Source organism: Mycolicibacterium helvum, assembly GCF_010731895.1.
Lineage (GTDB): Bacteria > Actinomycetota > Actinomycetes > Mycobacteriales > Mycobacteriaceae > Mycobacterium > Mycobacterium helvum.
Genome location: NZ_AP022596.1, coordinates 1,171,967 through 1,188,419, shown reverse-complemented (window position 1 = coordinate 1,188,419; position 16,453 = coordinate 1,171,967). Strand labels below are relative to the sequence as shown.

Genomic DNA, 16,453 nt, shown 5'->3' with positions numbered 1-16,453 from the left:
CGGCGGCCGTCCACGCAACAGGCGGTCAGGCCGCCACCGCCCGGGCGAGCCGGGCGAAGTTCGCGGCGAACCGGTCGACATCGGCCTCGTCGTGCTGAACAGATAGCAACCATTGCTCCACCTTGCCCCAAGGCGGCAGGAATACACCGCCGTTGTGCTGCATGAGCCAGTGCAAGTGGCCCAACCGGTCGTCGATCTGGAGAAAGTCGCGGAAATCGTGCACGGGCTCGCGTTTGAACGTCACGCAACCCTTGGCCCCGACACTCACCACGTGCCAACCGTAACCGTGTTCGGCCGTCGTCGCTTCCAAAGCGGCGCGGAGACGCTCAGCCAGGGACGCCATGCGCGCGTAGGCGGCCGGCGTCAGCACCTCGGCCAGGGTGGCCCTGGTGGCCGCCATCGCCAGCGGATTACCGTTGAAGGTGCCGACCTGTTCGTAGCTGCCGTCGGCGATCGCCGACATCACGGTCTCGGTGCCCCCGATCGCTGCGACCGAGATTCCACCACCCAAAGCCTTTGCCAGACAGATGATATCGGGGACGACGCCGGACATCGCCGTGACACCGCCAGGCCCGGTGGTAAAGCCGGTCTTGACCTCGTCGTAGATCAGCAGGGCACCCTCGGCATGGACCAGGTCGCGGATTGCGGCCAGGTAGCCGTCGTCGGGCGCAATGATGCCGGCGTTCATCATCACCGGCTCCACGATCATCGCTGCCACCTGACCGCGGTGCTCTGCCAGCGCCCGGGCCACCGCCTCGGGGTCGTTGAATCCCACCACGACCACCAGGTCGCGGATCGCCGCCGGGATACCGCTGTTGCCCGGCACGCCGATCGGATGCTCGCTCGGGCCGACCTGATCTGCCTCGGGGAGTACCGAGACCTCGACCGAGTCGTGATGGCCGTGGTAGCAACCCTCGACCTTGATGATGAGATCCCGCCCGGTCACCGACCGGGCGAGGTGCACGGCATCCATGGTGGCCTCGGTGCCGGAATTGGCGAAGCGCCACAACGGCAAATCGAACCGGCGGGCCAGCTCTCCTGCGATCCAGATCGCATCCTCGGTCGGCTGCGCGAAGTGCGTGCCGCGGCGGACCTGCCTGCTGACCGCCTCGACGATCGCGGGGTGGGCGTGGCCGGCGATGGAAGCGCCGTAGCCGCCGTGCATGTCGACGTACTCGGTGCCATCGACGTCGTACACCTTGGAGCCTGCACCGTGGCTCATCCACACCGCCTGTGGTTGGGCGATCTGCCAGTTGGACGTCGCCCCGCCCGCGAGGTGTTCGCGTGCGCGGCTGATCATTTCGGTGCTGCGCGGCTGGCGCGCCAGGAACACCTTCTCCTGATCGGCGATCAACTGGTTGACCGCGTCATGAACCGGGCTCTCGATAATCGGCGAAGCCACGGGGTAACCTTCCACTCGATTGCTATGCGGACCTGCGAAAAAGCGCCGCTGCATCTATTGACTGATCGTTCAGTCTATGCCAGAGTCCAAGGAACAAACAAGACTTGAGAAGACTCGAAACCACGGAGGCGCGGATGCCAGCACCGACAGGACCCGGCCCGAATCGTCGACAGTTTCTCCAGCGGGCCGCCCTACTGGCCGCTGGAACCCCCGCGCTCGTGGCATTTCTTGATGCGTGTTCCAAAGGGGGACAATCGAGTTCGGCACCGACCCTGAAGATCGCGTCGCCGAAGAATCCGGTGACGTGGGACATCGCAGGTGACAACAAGCCGATCGCGGACGGGCTGGCCCCGGAAAAGGGCGCCACGCTGCAGCTCTACAGCTACGCCGATTACATCGCGCCGGACGCTATCAAGTCGTTCGAGGACAAGTACGCGACCAAGGTGCAAGTGTCGACGTTCAACGACACTGACGAGGCCATCACCAAGATCCGCGGCGGCAACGTCGACTACGACATTTACTTCCCAAGCTACGACCAGATCAGCCGGCTGGTCAACGGCGGCTTGGTCCGTCCGATCAACCACAGCTACGTGCCCAACATCAAGAATGTCTGGCCGTTCTTCGCCAACCCCTGGTACGACCAGGAGTGGCGGTTCACGGTGCCCTACACCGTGTACACCACCGGCATCGGCTGGCGTGCCGACCAGGTGCCGGCTGATATCGGTGGTCTGAAGAATCCCTATGAGGCACTGTGGGATCCGGCCTACAAGAACAAGACCGCCGTCATCGATGACTGGCACACCGCGATGGCGATGGTGCTGCTGAAGCTGGGCATCACCGATGTCAACACGTCATCGGCCGACGACCTCAAGAAGCTCGGCGACCAACTCACGGCAATGGTGGCGGCGACCTCGCCGAAGGTCACCGTCACGATGTACAGCGACCTGCCCGCCGGTCAGATCGGCGTGTCGCAGATGTGGTCCGGCGACATCATCAACGCCGTCAACTACCTGCCGGAGGGGACCGGCCCCGAGATCCTGCGCTACTGGTTCCCTGCCGACGGCAAGGGGCTGGTCGACAATGACCTGATCGTGCTGCTGCGTGGCGGCAAGAATCCGGTGCTGGCCAACCTGTTCCTCAACCATATGCTCGAGACCGAGGTCGCCAAGCAGAACTTCCAGCAGATCGGCTACCAACCGCCGCAGGTGTCGCTCAACCCGGATTCGCTCGTCGCCGACGGGCTGGTCCCCGAAAACCTGAAGAGCGCGATCGTGCGTCCCGAGTACTTCGACGTCGGATATCGACTGCTTGAGCTGGACGCCGCCAATGACGCTGCCTGGCACAATGTCTGGCGCGCCTTCAAGGCCGGCGGATCCTGACCCAGGTGACCCTCGCTGAGGTCGCTGACCCCACTCCGGCCCCAGTCGCGTCGCCGTTGAAGCGGACGCGCACCAACGGGCTGTGGCCCCTGCTCGCGATGCCCGGCGTCGTCTGGCTCGCGGTGTTCTTCCTGGCGCCGCTCTACGTCGTGCTGGCCATCGTCTTCGGCCAGGTCGATCCACTGTTCCGGACACCGATTCCGGTGTGGAACCCGTTGGAGTGGGATCCTTCTCAGTTCACCTACGTCCTGACTCATATCGTCGGCGAAAACGGGGTGTTCGGGCCCGCGCTGTTGCGCACCGCGGTCTACGTGGTGCTGGCCAGCGTGTTGTGCCTACTGATCGCCTTCCCGGTGGCCTACTACACGGCTCGGCTGTCGGGCCGGTGGGCCGGTGTGTTGCTTGCCGCTTTGATCGCACCGTTCTGGATCAGCTACATGATGCGAATGCTGGCTTGGGTCAACCTGCTTCAGGACGACGGCATGGTCAATCGGCTGTTCAGCCTCGGCGGAGTCTTCCACGTGAACGTGCACTGGCTGACCGGTCAGCCGGTGGTGGTGGTGCTGGGCCTGGTCTACGGCTACGTGCCGTACATGATTCTGCCGCTGTACGCCGGCCTCGACCGGCTGCCGCAGTCGACACTGGAGGCCGCCCGCGATCTGGGGGCGAACCGGCTCGAATCGTTCTGGCGGGTGACACTGCCGATGTGCCGGCCCACGATCCTGGCCGCGGTCCTGCTGACCTGTCTGCCCATGCTCGGTGACTACTTCACCTCCGACATGCTGTCGGCCTCACCGAAGACGGCGATGGTCGGCAACCTGATCAACGACAGCGTGCAAGCCCCGGGGCAGACCGGTCAGGCCGGAGCGTTCGTGATGCTCGTGCTGATCGTCACCGTGGTGCCGATGTTCTACTACGTGCGGGTCACCGCCCGCGATGAGGTATCCACATGAGCGACGCTTGCGGAGCGAATCATGGGCGGACATGTCGCGACCGAGCCTGCGAGGGGGCGGCATGAGAGGTCCCATCTCCTGGTGGAAAGACCCGTGGCGGCCGCCGCGGATCCTGATGGCCGTCACCGCCGGCTATCTGGTGTGGTCGCTGTTGCCTGTGCTGATCGCGGTGATGTTCTCGTTCAACGATGGCAGGTCGCGGACCAATTGGCAGGGCTTCTCCTTTCGCTGGTACTGGGGCGACGCAACCAGATCGGTATGGCACGACGCCTCGCTGCACACCGCCCTGCTGCAGACGCTCAAGCTCGGTGTGATCACCACGCTGATCACTGTGCCGCTGGGCGTGCTGTTCGCCATCGGCATCGACCGCTGGCGGGGGCGGCTGCCCGCCGGCGCCAACCTGCTGATGCTGGTGTCGTTCGTGGTTCCTGAGGTGCTGCTGGCCGTCGCACTGCTTTTCGTGATGACTTCGCTGGCGCTCCCGATCGGGCTCGGCACTTCCGCTCAGGTGATCGGTCTGGTCACTTTCCAGATCGCCTACCCGGCCGTGCTCGTGCGCGCCAGGCTCGCCACGATCGGCAGCCACTATGAAGAAGCCGCAATGGATTTGGGCGCCTCGCCGATGGAAGCGCTGCGACGGGTGACGGTGCCGATGTTGTTCCCGGCGATCTTCGCCAGCACGGTGCTGGTGTTCGCCGACGTGATCGACGACTTCGTTCTGGTGCGCTACCTGTCCGGCAATTCCTCGACCGAACCGGTCTCGGTGAAGATCTACAACACCGCGCGCGCCGCGCCGACCCCGGCGCTCAATGCGCTTGCCACTCTGCTTTTGTTGGCGGCTTTGGTCGCGGTGACCGTCGGATATCTGGTGTATCGCCGGATGACTCGTGGCGATGACGCAACGCGCGGCGGGATCGCCGCATTCGCCGGTGAGGCCTGAGCTGCGATGATCTCTGGACCTGTGACACCAGCCAGACTAGTCTGACTGTATGTTCAAACAGACTCCGGCGCCGGTGCCTGCCGACGACCTCGCCGCCTCCCTCGCGCCGTTCGGACAGTCCCGAATGCTGCCGCGGGAGGCCTATGTCGACCCGGCAGTATTCGAGTGGGAGAAGCGCAACATCTTCGCCGGCTGGCACTGCGTGGGCCACGCCAGCGACCTAGACGGGGCCGGCGCGCAGAAGGCCGTCGGCGCGGGCGCAAACGGAATCCTTCTGGTGCGCGGCGAAGACAATCAGGTGCGCGCCTTCGCCAACGTCTGCCGCCACCGCGGCCACGAGATGCTGACCTGCGGTGCCACCGCCAAGCGGCGGGGCATCGTCTGCCCGTACCACTCGTGGTCCTACAAGCTCAACGGCGAACTGCGCAAAGCGCCCGGCTTCGATGCCGCCGACGCCTTCGACTCCGGACAATTCGGCCTCGCCGAACTGCGACTGGTGGACTGGCACGGCTACCTGTTCGTCGACCCCAGCGGCAGCGACGTCGATTTCGACCTGCACGTCGCCGGAATGGAAGACATCATCGGTCCCTACCGCCCGGAGGACCTGACCGTCGTCGCGCGGCACTCCTACGAGCTGGAGACCAACTGGAAGGTGATCGTCGAGAACTACCAGGAGTGCTACCACTGCTCGACCATCCACCCCGAACTCTCCAAGATCAGCCCACCCACCAGCGGCGAGAACCTCGACCTGCCAGGCGACTGGATCGGCGGTTGGATGAGCATGATCGACGAGGCCGAGACCATGTCGCTGAGCGGGCGCAGCGGTGGCGTGGCTATCAAAGGCCTGTCCGAACAGGAACTTCGCACCGTGATGTATCTGGTGGGATTCCCCAACCTGCTGGTGAGCCTGCACCCCGATTACGTGATGACGCACCTCATGACGCCGTTGGGCGTCGACCGCACCCACGTGGAATGCGCCTGGGCGTTCCCGAAAGAGGCCCTCGACAAACCCGATTTCGATCCGTCCTACGCCGTGGACTTCTGGGATCTGACCAACCGGCAGGACTGGACGGCATGCGAATCGGTGCAACGCGGCTTGAGTTCCCCGCACGCCCGCCCGGGGCCGCTGGCTCCCGATGAGGACGGCGTCTATCAGTTCGTCACCCGGGTTGCCCGGGCCTACACCGGGTCTCGCTGAACGATGCTGGGACTGGTAGCGTCCGGGGCGGGCGCGCAGGATCGCCCGACGTCCGCTCGAAGAGGCTCAGCCTCCCTGCTCTTGACCACTGATTCCTGACCGACCTCCTTCTCGGCCCGGCCTCGCGGACGCAGGGCAACTGAGAGGAGGCCGTCATGGCCAGCGCCCTGCCCGACAATCCGTCACTTGAGCGGCTGCGCGCGGATGCCCGCACCCTGCAACGATCTGTCGTATCCAATGACCGCGACGCAGTCGAGAGCATCCGCCGTCACCACCCGCGCCCCGACATCGCCCTGGGCTCGGAGCGCTTCCGACTACATGACGCCCAGCTCGCCCTGGCCCGCAGTTACGGATTCAGTGGCTGGCCAGCGCTTGTTGGCTATCTGGGGATCGCCGACGAGCTCGCCGTGGATCCCGGCGCCATCAACGAGGACGTCTTGGGCGTGGCCGATCAGTTCTGCTCGTTGTCGTCGTTGCGCTACGACCACAGTGACGCCCCGCCGCGCTGGCGGGCGGCCGCCGCACTCCTGGAGGCGAATCCCGATGTGCCGCAACATCATGTGTGGGCTGCCGCATCGGCAGCCGACCCGGTGACGCTGAGCCTTCACCTCGAGACGCAATCCGATCTGGCCACCACAGCCGGCGGACCGTTCGGCTGGGTTCCGCTGCTGTACCTGTGTTACTCGCGGGTCTCCTTGCCGCGCAACGAAGATGACGTACTCGCAGCCGCCACCCTGCTACTGGACGCCGGCGCCGACCCGAACTCCGGTTACTTGTGGCGGGCCATGGCGACACCGTTCACAGCGCTCACCGGGGTATTCGGCGAAGGAGAGCAGGGACCGGGCCGTCAACCGCGCCACCGGTTCGCGCCGGCCCTGGCTGAGCTGCTGTTGCAGCGCGGGGCACACCCCGTCGACCAGCAGGCGCTCTACAACCGCATGTTCCGCGCCGACGACTCGCACCTGGGGCTGCTGTTCGAATACGGCTTGGCCGACGCCGGCCCGAGCCCGTGGGAACGTCGTCTCGGCGAGGCGATGGAAACCCGTGAGCAGATGTGGCAGCGACAAATCGGCTGGGCAGCCGAACACGGCTTCGCCGGCCGGCTGGCGTTGTTGGCCCGGCACGGGATCGATGTCTCCGCAGCCGAACTGGTCGAGCCGTCATTTCCCGACGACCCGAACAGCCGTGACGACGGCGGCGCCACACCGCTGCACCACGCGGCCTGGAGTGGTGATCTGGCCCTGATCCGCCGGCTTCTCGATGCGGGTGTCGACCCCGATCTCGTCGATCATCGTTACGGGACGACGCCAATGGGCTGGGCACAGCACGCCTACCAGACCGAGGCGGCTGCGTACCTGGACAACTGGCAGACTCGGACGCTGTGACGTTGAAACGAGCCCTGATCCTGGCCGGCGGCGGACTTGCCGGCATCGGCTGGGAAACCGGCATCCTGCGCGGAATCGCCGACGAAGCCCCGGATACCGCGCGAGCGCTGCTGGACTCCGATGTCCTGGTCGGCACGTCCGCCGGCTCCACCGTCGCCGCGCAGATCAGCAGCCCGTTGTCCTTGCCGGAGCTTTTCGAACGCCAGACCGGCGACATCTCGTCGGAGATCGATTCCGGCGCCGATTTCGATGCGATCACCGCGCTGTTCCTCTCGGCGGTCGCGCAACCCGGCGATCTCCGAGAGAAATTGCAACGCATCGGAACCGTCGCCCTGAACGCACCGACCGTCCCCGAGTCGGTCCGGCGGAAAGTCATCGAAGCGCGGCTGCCCGCGCACAATTGGCCCGCACAAGATCTGCGGATCACGGCGATCGACACCGCGACCGGGGACCTGGCGGTCTTCGATTCGTCGTCCGGGGTGGAACTGGTCGACGCGGTGGCGGCCAGCTGCGCGGTGCCCGGCACCTGGCCACCGGTGACCATCGGCGGCCGGCGTTACATGGACGGCGGCGTCAGCAGTTCGGTGCATACCGCCGCGGCCGCCGACTGCGCGACGGCGGTGGTCCTGGTGCCCGCGAGTGAATCCACGCCGTCGCCGTTCAGCAGCGGAACCGCGGCCGAGATCGCGGCCTTCAGCGCGCGAACGTTCGCCGTCTTCGCCGATGATGAGTCGCTGGCGGCCTTCGGCCCCAACCTGCTCGACCCCCGTTGCCGGACCCCGTCGGCGCTGGCCGGACGCGAACAAGGCCGCCGGGTGGCCGCGGCAGTCACGGAGTTTCTGGCGTGATGATGATCTCCGGTCCGGTGTTGCGGTAGCCGTCCAGCGCTTTGGCGGCAAGCTCACGGCCGAGATCGATAACCTCGGCGGCGCGGTGGAATTCCAAGCTGCGGCAAGCCGTTCGGGGCACTTCGATGAGCAGATCGGGCGGATAGGCCGCCATCTGATGGCGGGCCAGGGCGGCCTGCGCGATGTCGATTGTGCGGTTCATCACCGCGAAACTGCCGAGCCTGGGGATCGGGGCGTCTGGGTCCTCGACGACATCCTCGGAATCTGACCCGGTGCCGAACCGGCTCAGCATCGACCGGGCCGCGGGAGTGTCCAAGATGGAGCGTGCGGCGTTGGTGTCCAACAGTCCTGACGTACTGCGCAGCAGCCGGCCGAGCCACTCGGTGCTGGCGCGGGCCTCAGGATCGGGCGGGGCGTCCTCGCTGTCGTTTGAAGCGGGGCCGGACAGGCTGACCGCGATGGTCAGATCTGCCTTGACCGCAGCGATCGGCGCCATCGGTAGCGGATCGAGGATCCCGCCGTCGGCAAGCAGCCGACCGTCGAGCACATGCGGGGCGATGATGCCCGGGATCGCGATCGAAGCGCGGATCGCGGCGTCGACCGGTCCACGCTGCAACCACACCGATTTGCCTGCGATCAGGTCGGTGGCGACCGCGGTGTAGGGGATTGGCAGGCTTTCGATGGTGGCCTCGCCGAGGATGTCGCGCACCGCGTCGAGGATCTTCTCGGCGCGCAGGACGCCAGCGGCACTGATCGACGGGTCGAGCAGGCGCAGCACGGCCCGCTGCGTCAAAGTCTTGGCCCAGTCCGAGAATTCGTCGAGCGATCCCGCGGCGTGCAGGCCGCCGACCAATGCCCCCATCGACGAGCCGGCGATACCGACGACTTCGTATCCGCGGCTTTGAAGTTCGTCGATCACGCCGATGTGCGCATACCCCCGCGCACCGCCGCTGCCCAGGGCAAGCGCGACTCGCCCGAAAGGGGATTGGTCGGCCATGGCTCCATTGTGCTCACCCGGACAAGATGAGACGAGGAAGGGCACCCCTTGCGGGGTGCCCTTCCGTCGTCGGTGCGCGTCGTCGCGCACCGGCTAGTCGCGCTGGACTGCGTCGATGGTGCCGAGCTTGTTGCTGCCCACCGTGTATCCCAGCGAGTCGAATGTGGTGTGGCGGGTGTCACCGGACCCGCTAGGGGCCGCGGCCGCGGGAGCGGCCAAGCCGATGACGACCGCGCTCATCGCGGACCCCAGCAGGGTCGCGACTGCGAACTTGGTCATGTGCACTGCCTTCTCTTCTTGCTCGTTCTTCCAGTTACAAGGGAGTAAACCCGGAGGTCAGGGATTTAATTCCACTGGCAGGAACTGTGTGGAGACTGGCAGGAAATCGTCGCGGCTGTAGGTTCCGCTCAAAGATGGCGGATTCCGCTCGAAAATGGCGGACGATGGCGGATCCGCCATTTTCGAGCGGATTTTGCATAGCCTCGCTAGCGATCCGAAGCCGGCTTTCAAGCGCGTTTGATGCTGCTCGGCGCAGCAGCAGTTTCCCGGTTCACGCCGCCCTAGCAACAGCGCTGAGCGGCCAATGGGACTCCGATCCAGTCCACGCCGACGCCTACCTCCACAACGCCATCGAAGCCGCCACCTCATGTGGGCTGACCCGGATCATCGACTTCGCCCGCGAACTGTTGAACACCGTACCCAGCGATCGACCGTCGGTGGAACTGTTCTATCCGTAGACGAATCTTCGAGCTACACCTCAACAGCAGTGCTCGCCGTAGCTAGCGGTCAGGAGTCGACGGTCAATCGATCAACCACATCCAGCAGTCGCGGGGTGACCAACGTATCGTAGCGGTCGCCGACCTTCGCCGTTCGGATGAGCGAAGCCCAGGACTTCTCGGTCACCACAACATCGCAATAGGGCACCGCAACCGACAGGGCGATCATATCGTTGAGATCGTTACCCTCCCAAGCCTTTTGAGGATTGGCCTGACGTAGGTGTCTGAGCTTCATCTCCACCCACCGCGACGGGATGGCGTCAATGATGACATTGGCCTTGTCAACGACATCCTCGGCCGCGATGCCAAGTTCTGCTGCCACCGTCATCAAGGGTTCGGCGATATCGACGAAGGTGGTGGCAAGCATGGCGTCCGCCAAGCGGTGGCGGCCGAGCTCACCCACCCAAGCCGCCACGTTCTGCTGCCCTTCGACGAACCTCCGACCGGTCAGGTTCTTCAGGCCGTGCAAGCGAAGTCGTGAGATCTCAGGGCCACCCTCTGGCATGACGTCGCCTAGCACGATCGCCTCCACTGCGGCGTCCCAACGCTCTTTCATGACGCCATACAGCTCGGGCGGAAGCGCGGCGTGCCATTCTGCGGGTGCGTCCATCCGAAGGTCTTCTCTGGCAAAAGCGTGCGCCATACCAGAACCGAACAAATCCAGGTCCCGAAGGTGAAGCTGCAAGTCGAACACGTCGATCAATGCGCGACGGATCTCCCAAGGAACGATGGCATGCGGTGGGGCGATGCGCACCAGTCCGGCAAGGCGCATCATCGACGTGCTGAGATTCTTGCGCCTCGTCCAGTCGCGCTGCTTACCAGTCTCGTAATAGTGTGCGCAGCTCAGCGGGAAGCGGGCTCGCTTCTCGTGGGCAGCTCGCCGAAACGCTTGCAGAATGTCGACGAATGCGATGCCCCCTGGGTGTCCAGACTCGGCCCGAGCTAGATCAATCCACTTGTTCTGATCTAGGTAGATGGTGAGCACACAGCCAGCTTCCTCCACGGTGGCGACACGCGTGGCTGACAACACGCGGTCTGCAGGCGCCCCCGGTCGGGGGCGGCCGGAACAGGGCGACAGTTCCCGAGCATGGGTCAACTGATTGCCCAGGCCGATGCACTCACCAACTCCACCCCTCGTTCCTCGCGAGGGCGAGCAGCTGCTCGGCAAGCTTCTTGTGAACCAGATTGCGCCAGCCCCCATGGTGGTTAGTCGTGCAATGCCCGGGTGGTGGTGAACGGGTCGAAGTTGTTCCCCCAGGTGGGCAGGGCGGAGGAGTCGGCGAGTTGGCCGCCGCTGCGGATGAAGGGGACGAGATCGCGGTCGAGGATGCTGCCGGCGGCGTTGACACCGCTGAGCATGGCGCCCACGGCCGCGGCGCCACCCGCTTCGCCGAGCGCGGGTCCGGCGCCTACGTGATGGCGATCCGCACCCGCGACGGCCTCCCGGTCACGGCGATCTCCGCCAACGCCGGCGAAGACGAGGTCATCATTCCGCCCGGCGCCGCGCTGCGCTGCGACGCCCTACGGTGTACCTGGTCGCCCAAGGCCTGGTCGCCGAAGCCGAGTCAGCGTTCTGTGCAGAAGCGCGAAAGGCGTCCTGACCTGCGATGACGGCATGTTCCCGCCCCGACGGACGTCTCACGACGCCGTGGTCGGCTCCTCTGACAACCCGTTACGCCAGTCGGCCGGCAGACGCATGGGATCGATGAACTCGGGCGACATCCACGGCGCACGCCGCAGCTGCCTGTAGTCGGTGGTAGAACCTTCGGTGCGGCGACTGAACGCCTCGTCGACGGCCTCCCACCCCGCCGGCTCATCCGGTCCGCGTGGCCCAGGAAGGGCATCACGCCATTCGAACAGGTCCCCTTGGCCGACGGGCCCCCTCGCCTGCAGGTCGAATAGGTGCTCGGCAGTCAGCGCGAAGTGCGGCCGCCCGTTCGGGGCAGCCTGCTCGCGCCAGAGCGGACCGCACGCCTGCGCCGTGTCCAACGTCGCGGCGAACGTCGCACGCGCACCAATCTGATCCGCGGCCTTCCAGAGCTTGTCCAGTTCCCCTGTGGTCAACCCGCGCGCGTTGGTCTTGCACTCACCGACGATGATCCCGCCGGTGCGCAGGACGACCAAGGCATCGACTTCGGCGTCAACCGGTGAGCCGGCGTCGGGGCGGAACTCGATCCCGGGGTAGGAGCCGAACACCATGCCGCCGGGTCCGCCCATGACGGACGCGAGGTAGCGGATCGCCAGGACCGAGGGAAGGACATCGTGGCTCATGGCGCGCAGCAGTGACTCGCTGGCCCGGTATCGGTACTCAATGTGGTTAAAGCCGTACGCATTCACGATCGGTTGACCGCAGCCGTGGCAGATCAGCGCCGGCACGATTTCCACGAACGGCCGCCATTGTTTGTGACCGCACCGCTCGCAGTTGGCTTCCACACCCCGCAGGACCAGCCCGCTCGCCGTTGCCCACTGCAGCCACCGCTGCGCCCCGGTCAGGGACATGCGAAGCAGAACCTTGAGCTGATTGAAGGTCAGGGACCCGGCCTCCGCCGCGTCGGGAGCGCCGACGGCATCGTCAAGTCGTTGCAGCAGCGTTTGGTAGCGATCGGTGGACTCGTCGAGGTCTTCCTGGCCCAGGAACTGGTTGAGGCGCCGCTTGACCAGACTGACGTGCCGGCCGCGGGTCAGCTCGTTGATCGCCGCGACGACACCCGGGGCCGCCAGCATCGCCAGGTCGGACTCGGCAGCCCGGATCAGGTACTCGGCGGCTCTGCCCGGGGCGCTCTCCGTCACAACGGCGTCGGCGTCGGCGGCAAGGGCGGCCAGCACCTCCCTGGCCGAAGGTTGGGTGACGCGCGTCGTGTGGTTGAGGTGCCCGCCAGAGGTGATAGGGCCATCCAGATACCGCAGCTCGCCGAAGTAGTGCGGGCGACGCATAGTGGCGCTGAGCGGCAAGGGATCGTCGGCGACCGTCGTCTTCAACCGCATCCATGCGCCTTGATGACTCCCCAAGAGTGACAGACCCAGCGCCTCGACATCAGTGGACGTGAAGCCCGGGATCGTGGCAGCACCATCGGTGAAATGCGTTGTCTCCGAAGACAGGACGCAGTACCCCCCGATGGGCCCCAACAGCTTCCACGGGTCCACGACGTCGAACCGGTTGCGCGTGGCGACCGCTTCGAGGTCGGCGACGTCCACGGAGAAGGACGTCAGGGCCACGTCGTGGCCGCCGCCGAAGAAGTGCTCGACGCCGGCCTGCTTGAGACTCGCGATGTCCTGGTCGATGGTGTCGGTCATCGGAATGGCAAGCGGTAGGCCGGGGGGATGGGCGAACCGCGCCCGTACGTTCCAGATCAGCGCGAGATCCTCCACGCTGCCGGGGCGGTAGACGACGATCACGTTGGGGCCATAGCGCCGGGAGATCCGATCGTCGTCCCATTCGAACCGCGAACGCTCGGGCAGCAAGCCCCGATTGGTCGCGGCCGGAACTCCGACGGTGAGCTTTCTCCGTGTCAGGCCGACCGCAGTTACCGCAGAGGACGTCCGGATCAGCGACGCAAGCCCCGCCGCCCCGAGTTCGCCCTCGACGCCCTTGATCGTCACGACGTCCTGGTAGGTCAAGTCCCGCGGCAACTCGTTCCACGTGTTCATGGAGTTCGGATACACGGGCAGGTCGCCGAACATGGCCAGGTAAGCGAGATACCAATCATGATCGGCGGGTACACCGCGACATGTCTGCACGGTCGGCTTCGGGTCGTCGAGGTCGATCAGAACCCGCAGGAGCAGCTGCCGGTAATCCCCGCCCTGGATGTCGCTGAACCTGCTCCGTTCGTGCGCGTCGATCAGGTCTGTCTTGGCAATGCCGTCGATGTTGCTCTGCAACAGAATTCGGTGCCACCTGCTGTCGATGGGGGACCCCGGTGTCACCGGGATCAACGGCATGGCGCCCCCGCCCCAGGAATTGCACAGATCGACCACGGCGCGCGCGCCTGCCGCCAGGTCCGCGCGGTCGACGGGGACGGCGCATCCGGCCGGCCGCAGTTGCCGGCTGACCACGGTGTCGGCGTCCAGCGGCTCATTGGTCAACAACGGCCACATGGGCAGCCTCCCCTTCGTCCCTTTTCGCCGAGTCGGTGCCGGGCTCCCATGATGGGCCGGCGCCACAAGGACACAGCGTCGATCCACGGTAACGCCGGGCACCGACGGGATCTCTCTACAGTCGTTCGGTAGCGAGTTGGGCCTCGACTCCCGGCCGAAGGGGATTCGGAATGCCGACCTGGTGCGATCAACTCGGGTCTCCCTACCGGCCAGAGTCTGCTCATGGTCACGTCGACGACGGCGGTTTCTCGGCGGGTGTGTGCTGTACGGCACGGCTTTCTTGGAGGGTGCGGACTCGTTCAAAGCGCCGCCGCCAACAAGCATCGGCCCCGGCCTCACTTCGGCGGTGGTTTCCGGGCTCGGTATTTGTCGGTCCGCGCGCTACACTTGAATCACAATCGAGAATCTGATTCAGGAGGTGTTTCCATGACGGCGATACAGATGGCGGCCGCGATCGAGAGCGCCCGCGAAGCAGCTCACTTGTCCCAACGAGCACTCGAAGATCGCACCGGAATTTCGCAATCGACGCTGAGCCGCATCCTGTCCGGCATACGGCCGGCCAAGATGACTGAGATCGTCCAGATCGCCGATGCTCTTGGCTGCACTGTGGCGCAGCTGACCGGGACGGCTATCTCCGATCGGGTGCAGTGCGCGGCCCGATCAACGAACGGGTCAACCATGGACAAGATGCGTCAGCGACTGTTGCATTTCATCGAGCTCGACGCGTACCTGGACGACCAGGCAATCCCCGCTGCTCGGTGATATCCCGAGGCAAGGATGTCAGCTGAGCACGAGGCCGCGGTGGCGGCCGCGAAATTCCGCAGCGACCACCACCTGGGGAGTCAACCACTGGGCGATCTGGTCGCTCTGATCGAACGGACCACAGGCCACGACGTCGCTGTACTCGATGCAGGCCCGGACGAACACGGCCTGACGATGCGTGACCCCGCACGTCAGGCCGTCTTTATCGCCGTGGCACGCAGCTGCCAGCCCATGCGACAGCGCAGCACGCTGGCCCATGAGCTGGCGCACGTCTTGTTCGGCGACTGGACCGACGGCGAAGACCTCGATCTCCGTTCCCCAGCAGAGATTCGCGCCGATGCCTTCGCCCGGCATCTGCTGATTCCCGGCGAGGGTCTCAACGTGTTCCTCTCACACTCCAGTGACGTGACCGAGGCTGAGCTTTCCGCCGTCGTGCAGTGGTTTCTCGTGTCCCCGGCTCTTGCCGCTATTGCCCTGTATCACTGGGACTACATCGACGTCCTTACCAAAGACCACTGGATGCAGCTTTCGACGCCTCAACTGGCGACCCGCTATGGCTGGATGGACCAGTACCGATCCCTGCAAAACGACGCCAACCGCACCCGTTCCCCCCAGCGTCTGCTCGCCCGAGCCATCGCTGGCTACCGCGAAAGTGTCGTATCGGCACAGACCTTGGCCACACTGCGGGGAGTCAGCCTTGAAGAGGTGGAAGAAGAACTCGCCCAAGCCGGGGTCGTCCCCGCCGAACACCAGCCGCCGTGGATGAACGCGACAGAACTGCCCCCAGTGACGGTCGACCTCAGCGATCTGGACGACGAGGACATGCCCACCGAATGAACCCGCGCCCCATCATGGACGCCGGACCGGGCCTGAACCTCCTGTCCGTAAACAAGGAACGCCTGCTCTTTGCCACCCTCGGAGCGCTCAGCGTTCCCGAAGCAGTCCAAACAGAGATCCTGCGCAAAGCCCGCCAAGACCAGCGCTTCGCGCCCGCCGAACGCGTCTGGAACAAACTGCCCGAACGCCTGATGACTGTGCTCTGCGACGATGTGACCGACCAACTGTCCGCGGCCGTCCAGCGCATCAGCGGCGTCCCGCTCGCCCAACGCGCACGCACCGGAAAGGACCTCGGTGAGATCATGGTCCTCGCCCACGCCGCCGTGGCCGCCGAGACCGGACAACACGTCACCGTCCTGATCGATGAAGGCCTCGGCTGTCAGCTCGCCACGACCGAAGCTCGCCGCCTGCAGCGACTAGCACTCAGCGGCCAGGCGGCGGTAGGCAGCATCCGCATGATCCACACCACCACGGTTCTCGAACGCGCAGCCGGCGGGGAACACCTGCCCACCAAAGAAACCATGCGCAACCTCTACGATCGGCTACGCAACCTCGACGACGGATTACCGCCATTGGCCAACACCAATCTCATGCACCTCCCCTGTTGGCAGCAGTAGCCGCAAAAGCTCGCTCTTGCTGCACTGCCGCGTTGGATCGGCTCGTCGTCGGCGCAGTCAGCAGATGCCCGGGCGTTGTCTCATCGTGGAGGGCAGCGGGCAATTCGCCGATTCGAAGACGTTGCATTAGCTGTGGAGTCACTTTCGTTTGAGGGCAGCAATGCCCCCAGCCGGTATTCGCTTGTGTACGAGCAGGTCTCACGGTCTCCTGTGGCAAACTCGCTCGGCCACATGGTCTGCCCGGCGACTGGTGCGGATCGGGTT

At 65.4% G+C, this 16,453-nt stretch carries 16 protein-coding genes; 11 read left to right on the top strand and 5 right to left on the bottom strand.

Annotated elements, in window-relative coordinates; genetic code table 11:
- Window positions 1–25: 25 nt before the first annotated feature.
- Window positions 26–1,402: an aspartate aminotransferase family protein gene (locus G6N38_RS05335; protein ID WP_163746585.1), complete on the bottom strand. Its 1,377-nt coding sequence runs from the start codon at window positions 1,400–1,402 to the stop codon at window positions 26–28.
- 134 nt (window positions 1,403–1,536) lie between these two features.
- Between G6N38_RS05335 and G6N38_RS05330 the strand changes: the two genes are divergently transcribed.
- The 6 genes from G6N38_RS05330 (at window position 1,537) to G6N38_RS05305 (ending at window position 8,105) form a co-directional block, all read left to right on the top strand.
- Entirely contained in the window at window positions 1,537–2,781 is a 1,245-nt protein-coding gene (locus tag G6N38_RS05330; protein ID WP_163746584.1) for a polyamine ABC transporter substrate-binding protein, read from the top strand.
- 5 nt (window positions 2,782–2,786) lie between these two features.
- Window positions 2,787–3,734 carry an ABC transporter permease gene (locus tag G6N38_RS05325; protein WP_246227713.1) on the top strand — a complete coding sequence of 316 codons (948 nt, stop codon included), beginning with the start codon at window positions 2,787–2,789 and terminating at the stop codon, window positions 3,732–3,734.
- A 61-nt stretch (window positions 3,735–3,795) separates the two neighbouring features.
- The gene (locus G6N38_RS05320) at window positions 3,796–4,674 is read left to right on the top strand and encodes an ABC transporter permease (RefSeq protein ID WP_163746583.1); all 879 of its coding nucleotides are present in this window, start codon (window positions 3,796–3,798) and stop codon (window positions 4,672–4,674) included.
- A gap of 49 nt (window positions 4,675–4,723) precedes the next feature.
- The gene (locus tag G6N38_RS05315; protein ID WP_163746582.1) at window positions 4,724–5,872 is read left to right on the top strand and encodes an aromatic ring-hydroxylating oxygenase subunit alpha; all 1,149 of its coding nucleotides are present in this window, start codon (window positions 4,724–4,726) and stop codon (window positions 5,870–5,872) included.
- Window positions 5,873–6,027: 155 nt separating this feature from the next.
- Complete coding sequence (locus G6N38_RS05310; protein ID WP_163746581.1) at window positions 6,028–7,257, top strand: ankyrin repeat domain-containing protein; 1,230 nt, start codon at window positions 6,028–6,030, stop codon at window positions 7,255–7,257.
- Entirely contained in the window at window positions 7,254–8,105 is an 852-nt protein-coding gene (locus tag G6N38_RS05305) for a patatin-like phospholipase family protein (protein WP_163746580.1), read from the top strand. Before G6N38_RS05310 ends, G6N38_RS05305 begins: the two co-directional genes overlap by 4 nt.
- On the opposite strand, the gene G6N38_RS05300 is transcribed toward G6N38_RS05305, so the two are convergent.
- A complete protein-coding gene (locus tag G6N38_RS05300) occupies window positions 8,086–9,102 on the bottom strand; it encodes a patatin-like phospholipase family protein (protein WP_163746579.1) in 1,017 nt (338 codons plus the stop codon). The two genes, G6N38_RS05305 and G6N38_RS05300, sit on opposite strands and share 20 nt — an antisense overlap.
- A gap of 93 nt (window positions 9,103–9,195) precedes the next feature.
- A complete protein-coding gene (locus G6N38_RS05295; RefSeq protein ID WP_163746578.1) occupies window positions 9,196–9,381 on the bottom strand; it encodes a hypothetical protein in 186 nt (61 codons plus the stop codon).
- 164 nt (window positions 9,382–9,545) lie between these two features.
- On the opposite strand from G6N38_RS05295, the gene G6N38_RS05290 reads away from it, so the two are divergent.
- The gene (locus G6N38_RS05290) at window positions 9,546–9,839 is read left to right on the top strand and encodes a hypothetical protein (RefSeq protein ID WP_163746577.1); all 294 of its coding nucleotides are present in this window, start codon (window positions 9,546–9,548) and stop codon (window positions 9,837–9,839) included.
- 49 nt (window positions 9,840–9,888) lie between these two features.
- Here the strand turns inward: G6N38_RS05290 and G6N38_RS05285 are convergent, their stop codons facing one another.
- Window positions 9,889–10,863, bottom strand: a complete 975-nt coding sequence (locus tag G6N38_RS05285) for a hypothetical protein (RefSeq protein WP_163746576.1) — start codon at window positions 10,861–10,863, stop codon at window positions 9,889–9,891.
- A gap of 299 nt (window positions 10,864–11,162) precedes the next feature.
- Between G6N38_RS05285 and G6N38_RS05280 the strand changes: the two genes are divergently transcribed.
- Complete coding sequence (locus tag G6N38_RS05280; protein ID WP_220101380.1) at window positions 11,163–11,489, top strand: hypothetical protein; 327 nt, start codon at window positions 11,163–11,165, stop codon at window positions 11,487–11,489.
- 27 nt (window positions 11,490–11,516) lie between these two features.
- Here G6N38_RS05280 and G6N38_RS05275 read toward each other — a convergent pair whose 3' ends face one another.
- Window positions 11,517–13,973 carry a hypothetical protein gene (locus G6N38_RS05275; protein WP_163746574.1) on the bottom strand — a complete coding sequence of 819 codons (2,457 nt, stop codon included), beginning with the start codon at window positions 13,971–13,973 and terminating at the stop codon, window positions 11,517–11,519.
- A gap of 426 nt (window positions 13,974–14,399) precedes the next feature.
- Between G6N38_RS05275 and G6N38_RS05270 the strand changes: the two genes are divergently transcribed.
- From G6N38_RS05270 to G6N38_RS05260, 3 genes are read left to right on the top strand one after another with little or no spacing between them, the layout of a single operon-like run.
- Window positions 14,400–14,735, top strand: coding sequence for a helix-turn-helix domain-containing protein (locus tag G6N38_RS05270; RefSeq protein WP_163746573.1), 336 nt, complete (start codon window positions 14,400–14,402; stop codon window positions 14,733–14,735).
- Window positions 14,736–14,750: 15 nt separating this feature from the next.
- Entirely contained in the window at window positions 14,751–15,572 is an 822-nt protein-coding gene (locus G6N38_RS05265; protein WP_163746572.1) for an ImmA/IrrE family metallo-endopeptidase, read from the top strand.
- Window positions 15,569–16,189 (top strand): PIN domain-containing protein, encoded by a 621-nt coding sequence (locus tag G6N38_RS05260; RefSeq protein WP_163746571.1) that lies wholly within the window; start codon window positions 15,569–15,571, stop codon window positions 16,187–16,189. Before G6N38_RS05265 ends, G6N38_RS05260 begins: the two co-directional genes overlap by 4 nt.
- Window positions 16,190–16,453: the final 264 nt, after the last annotated feature.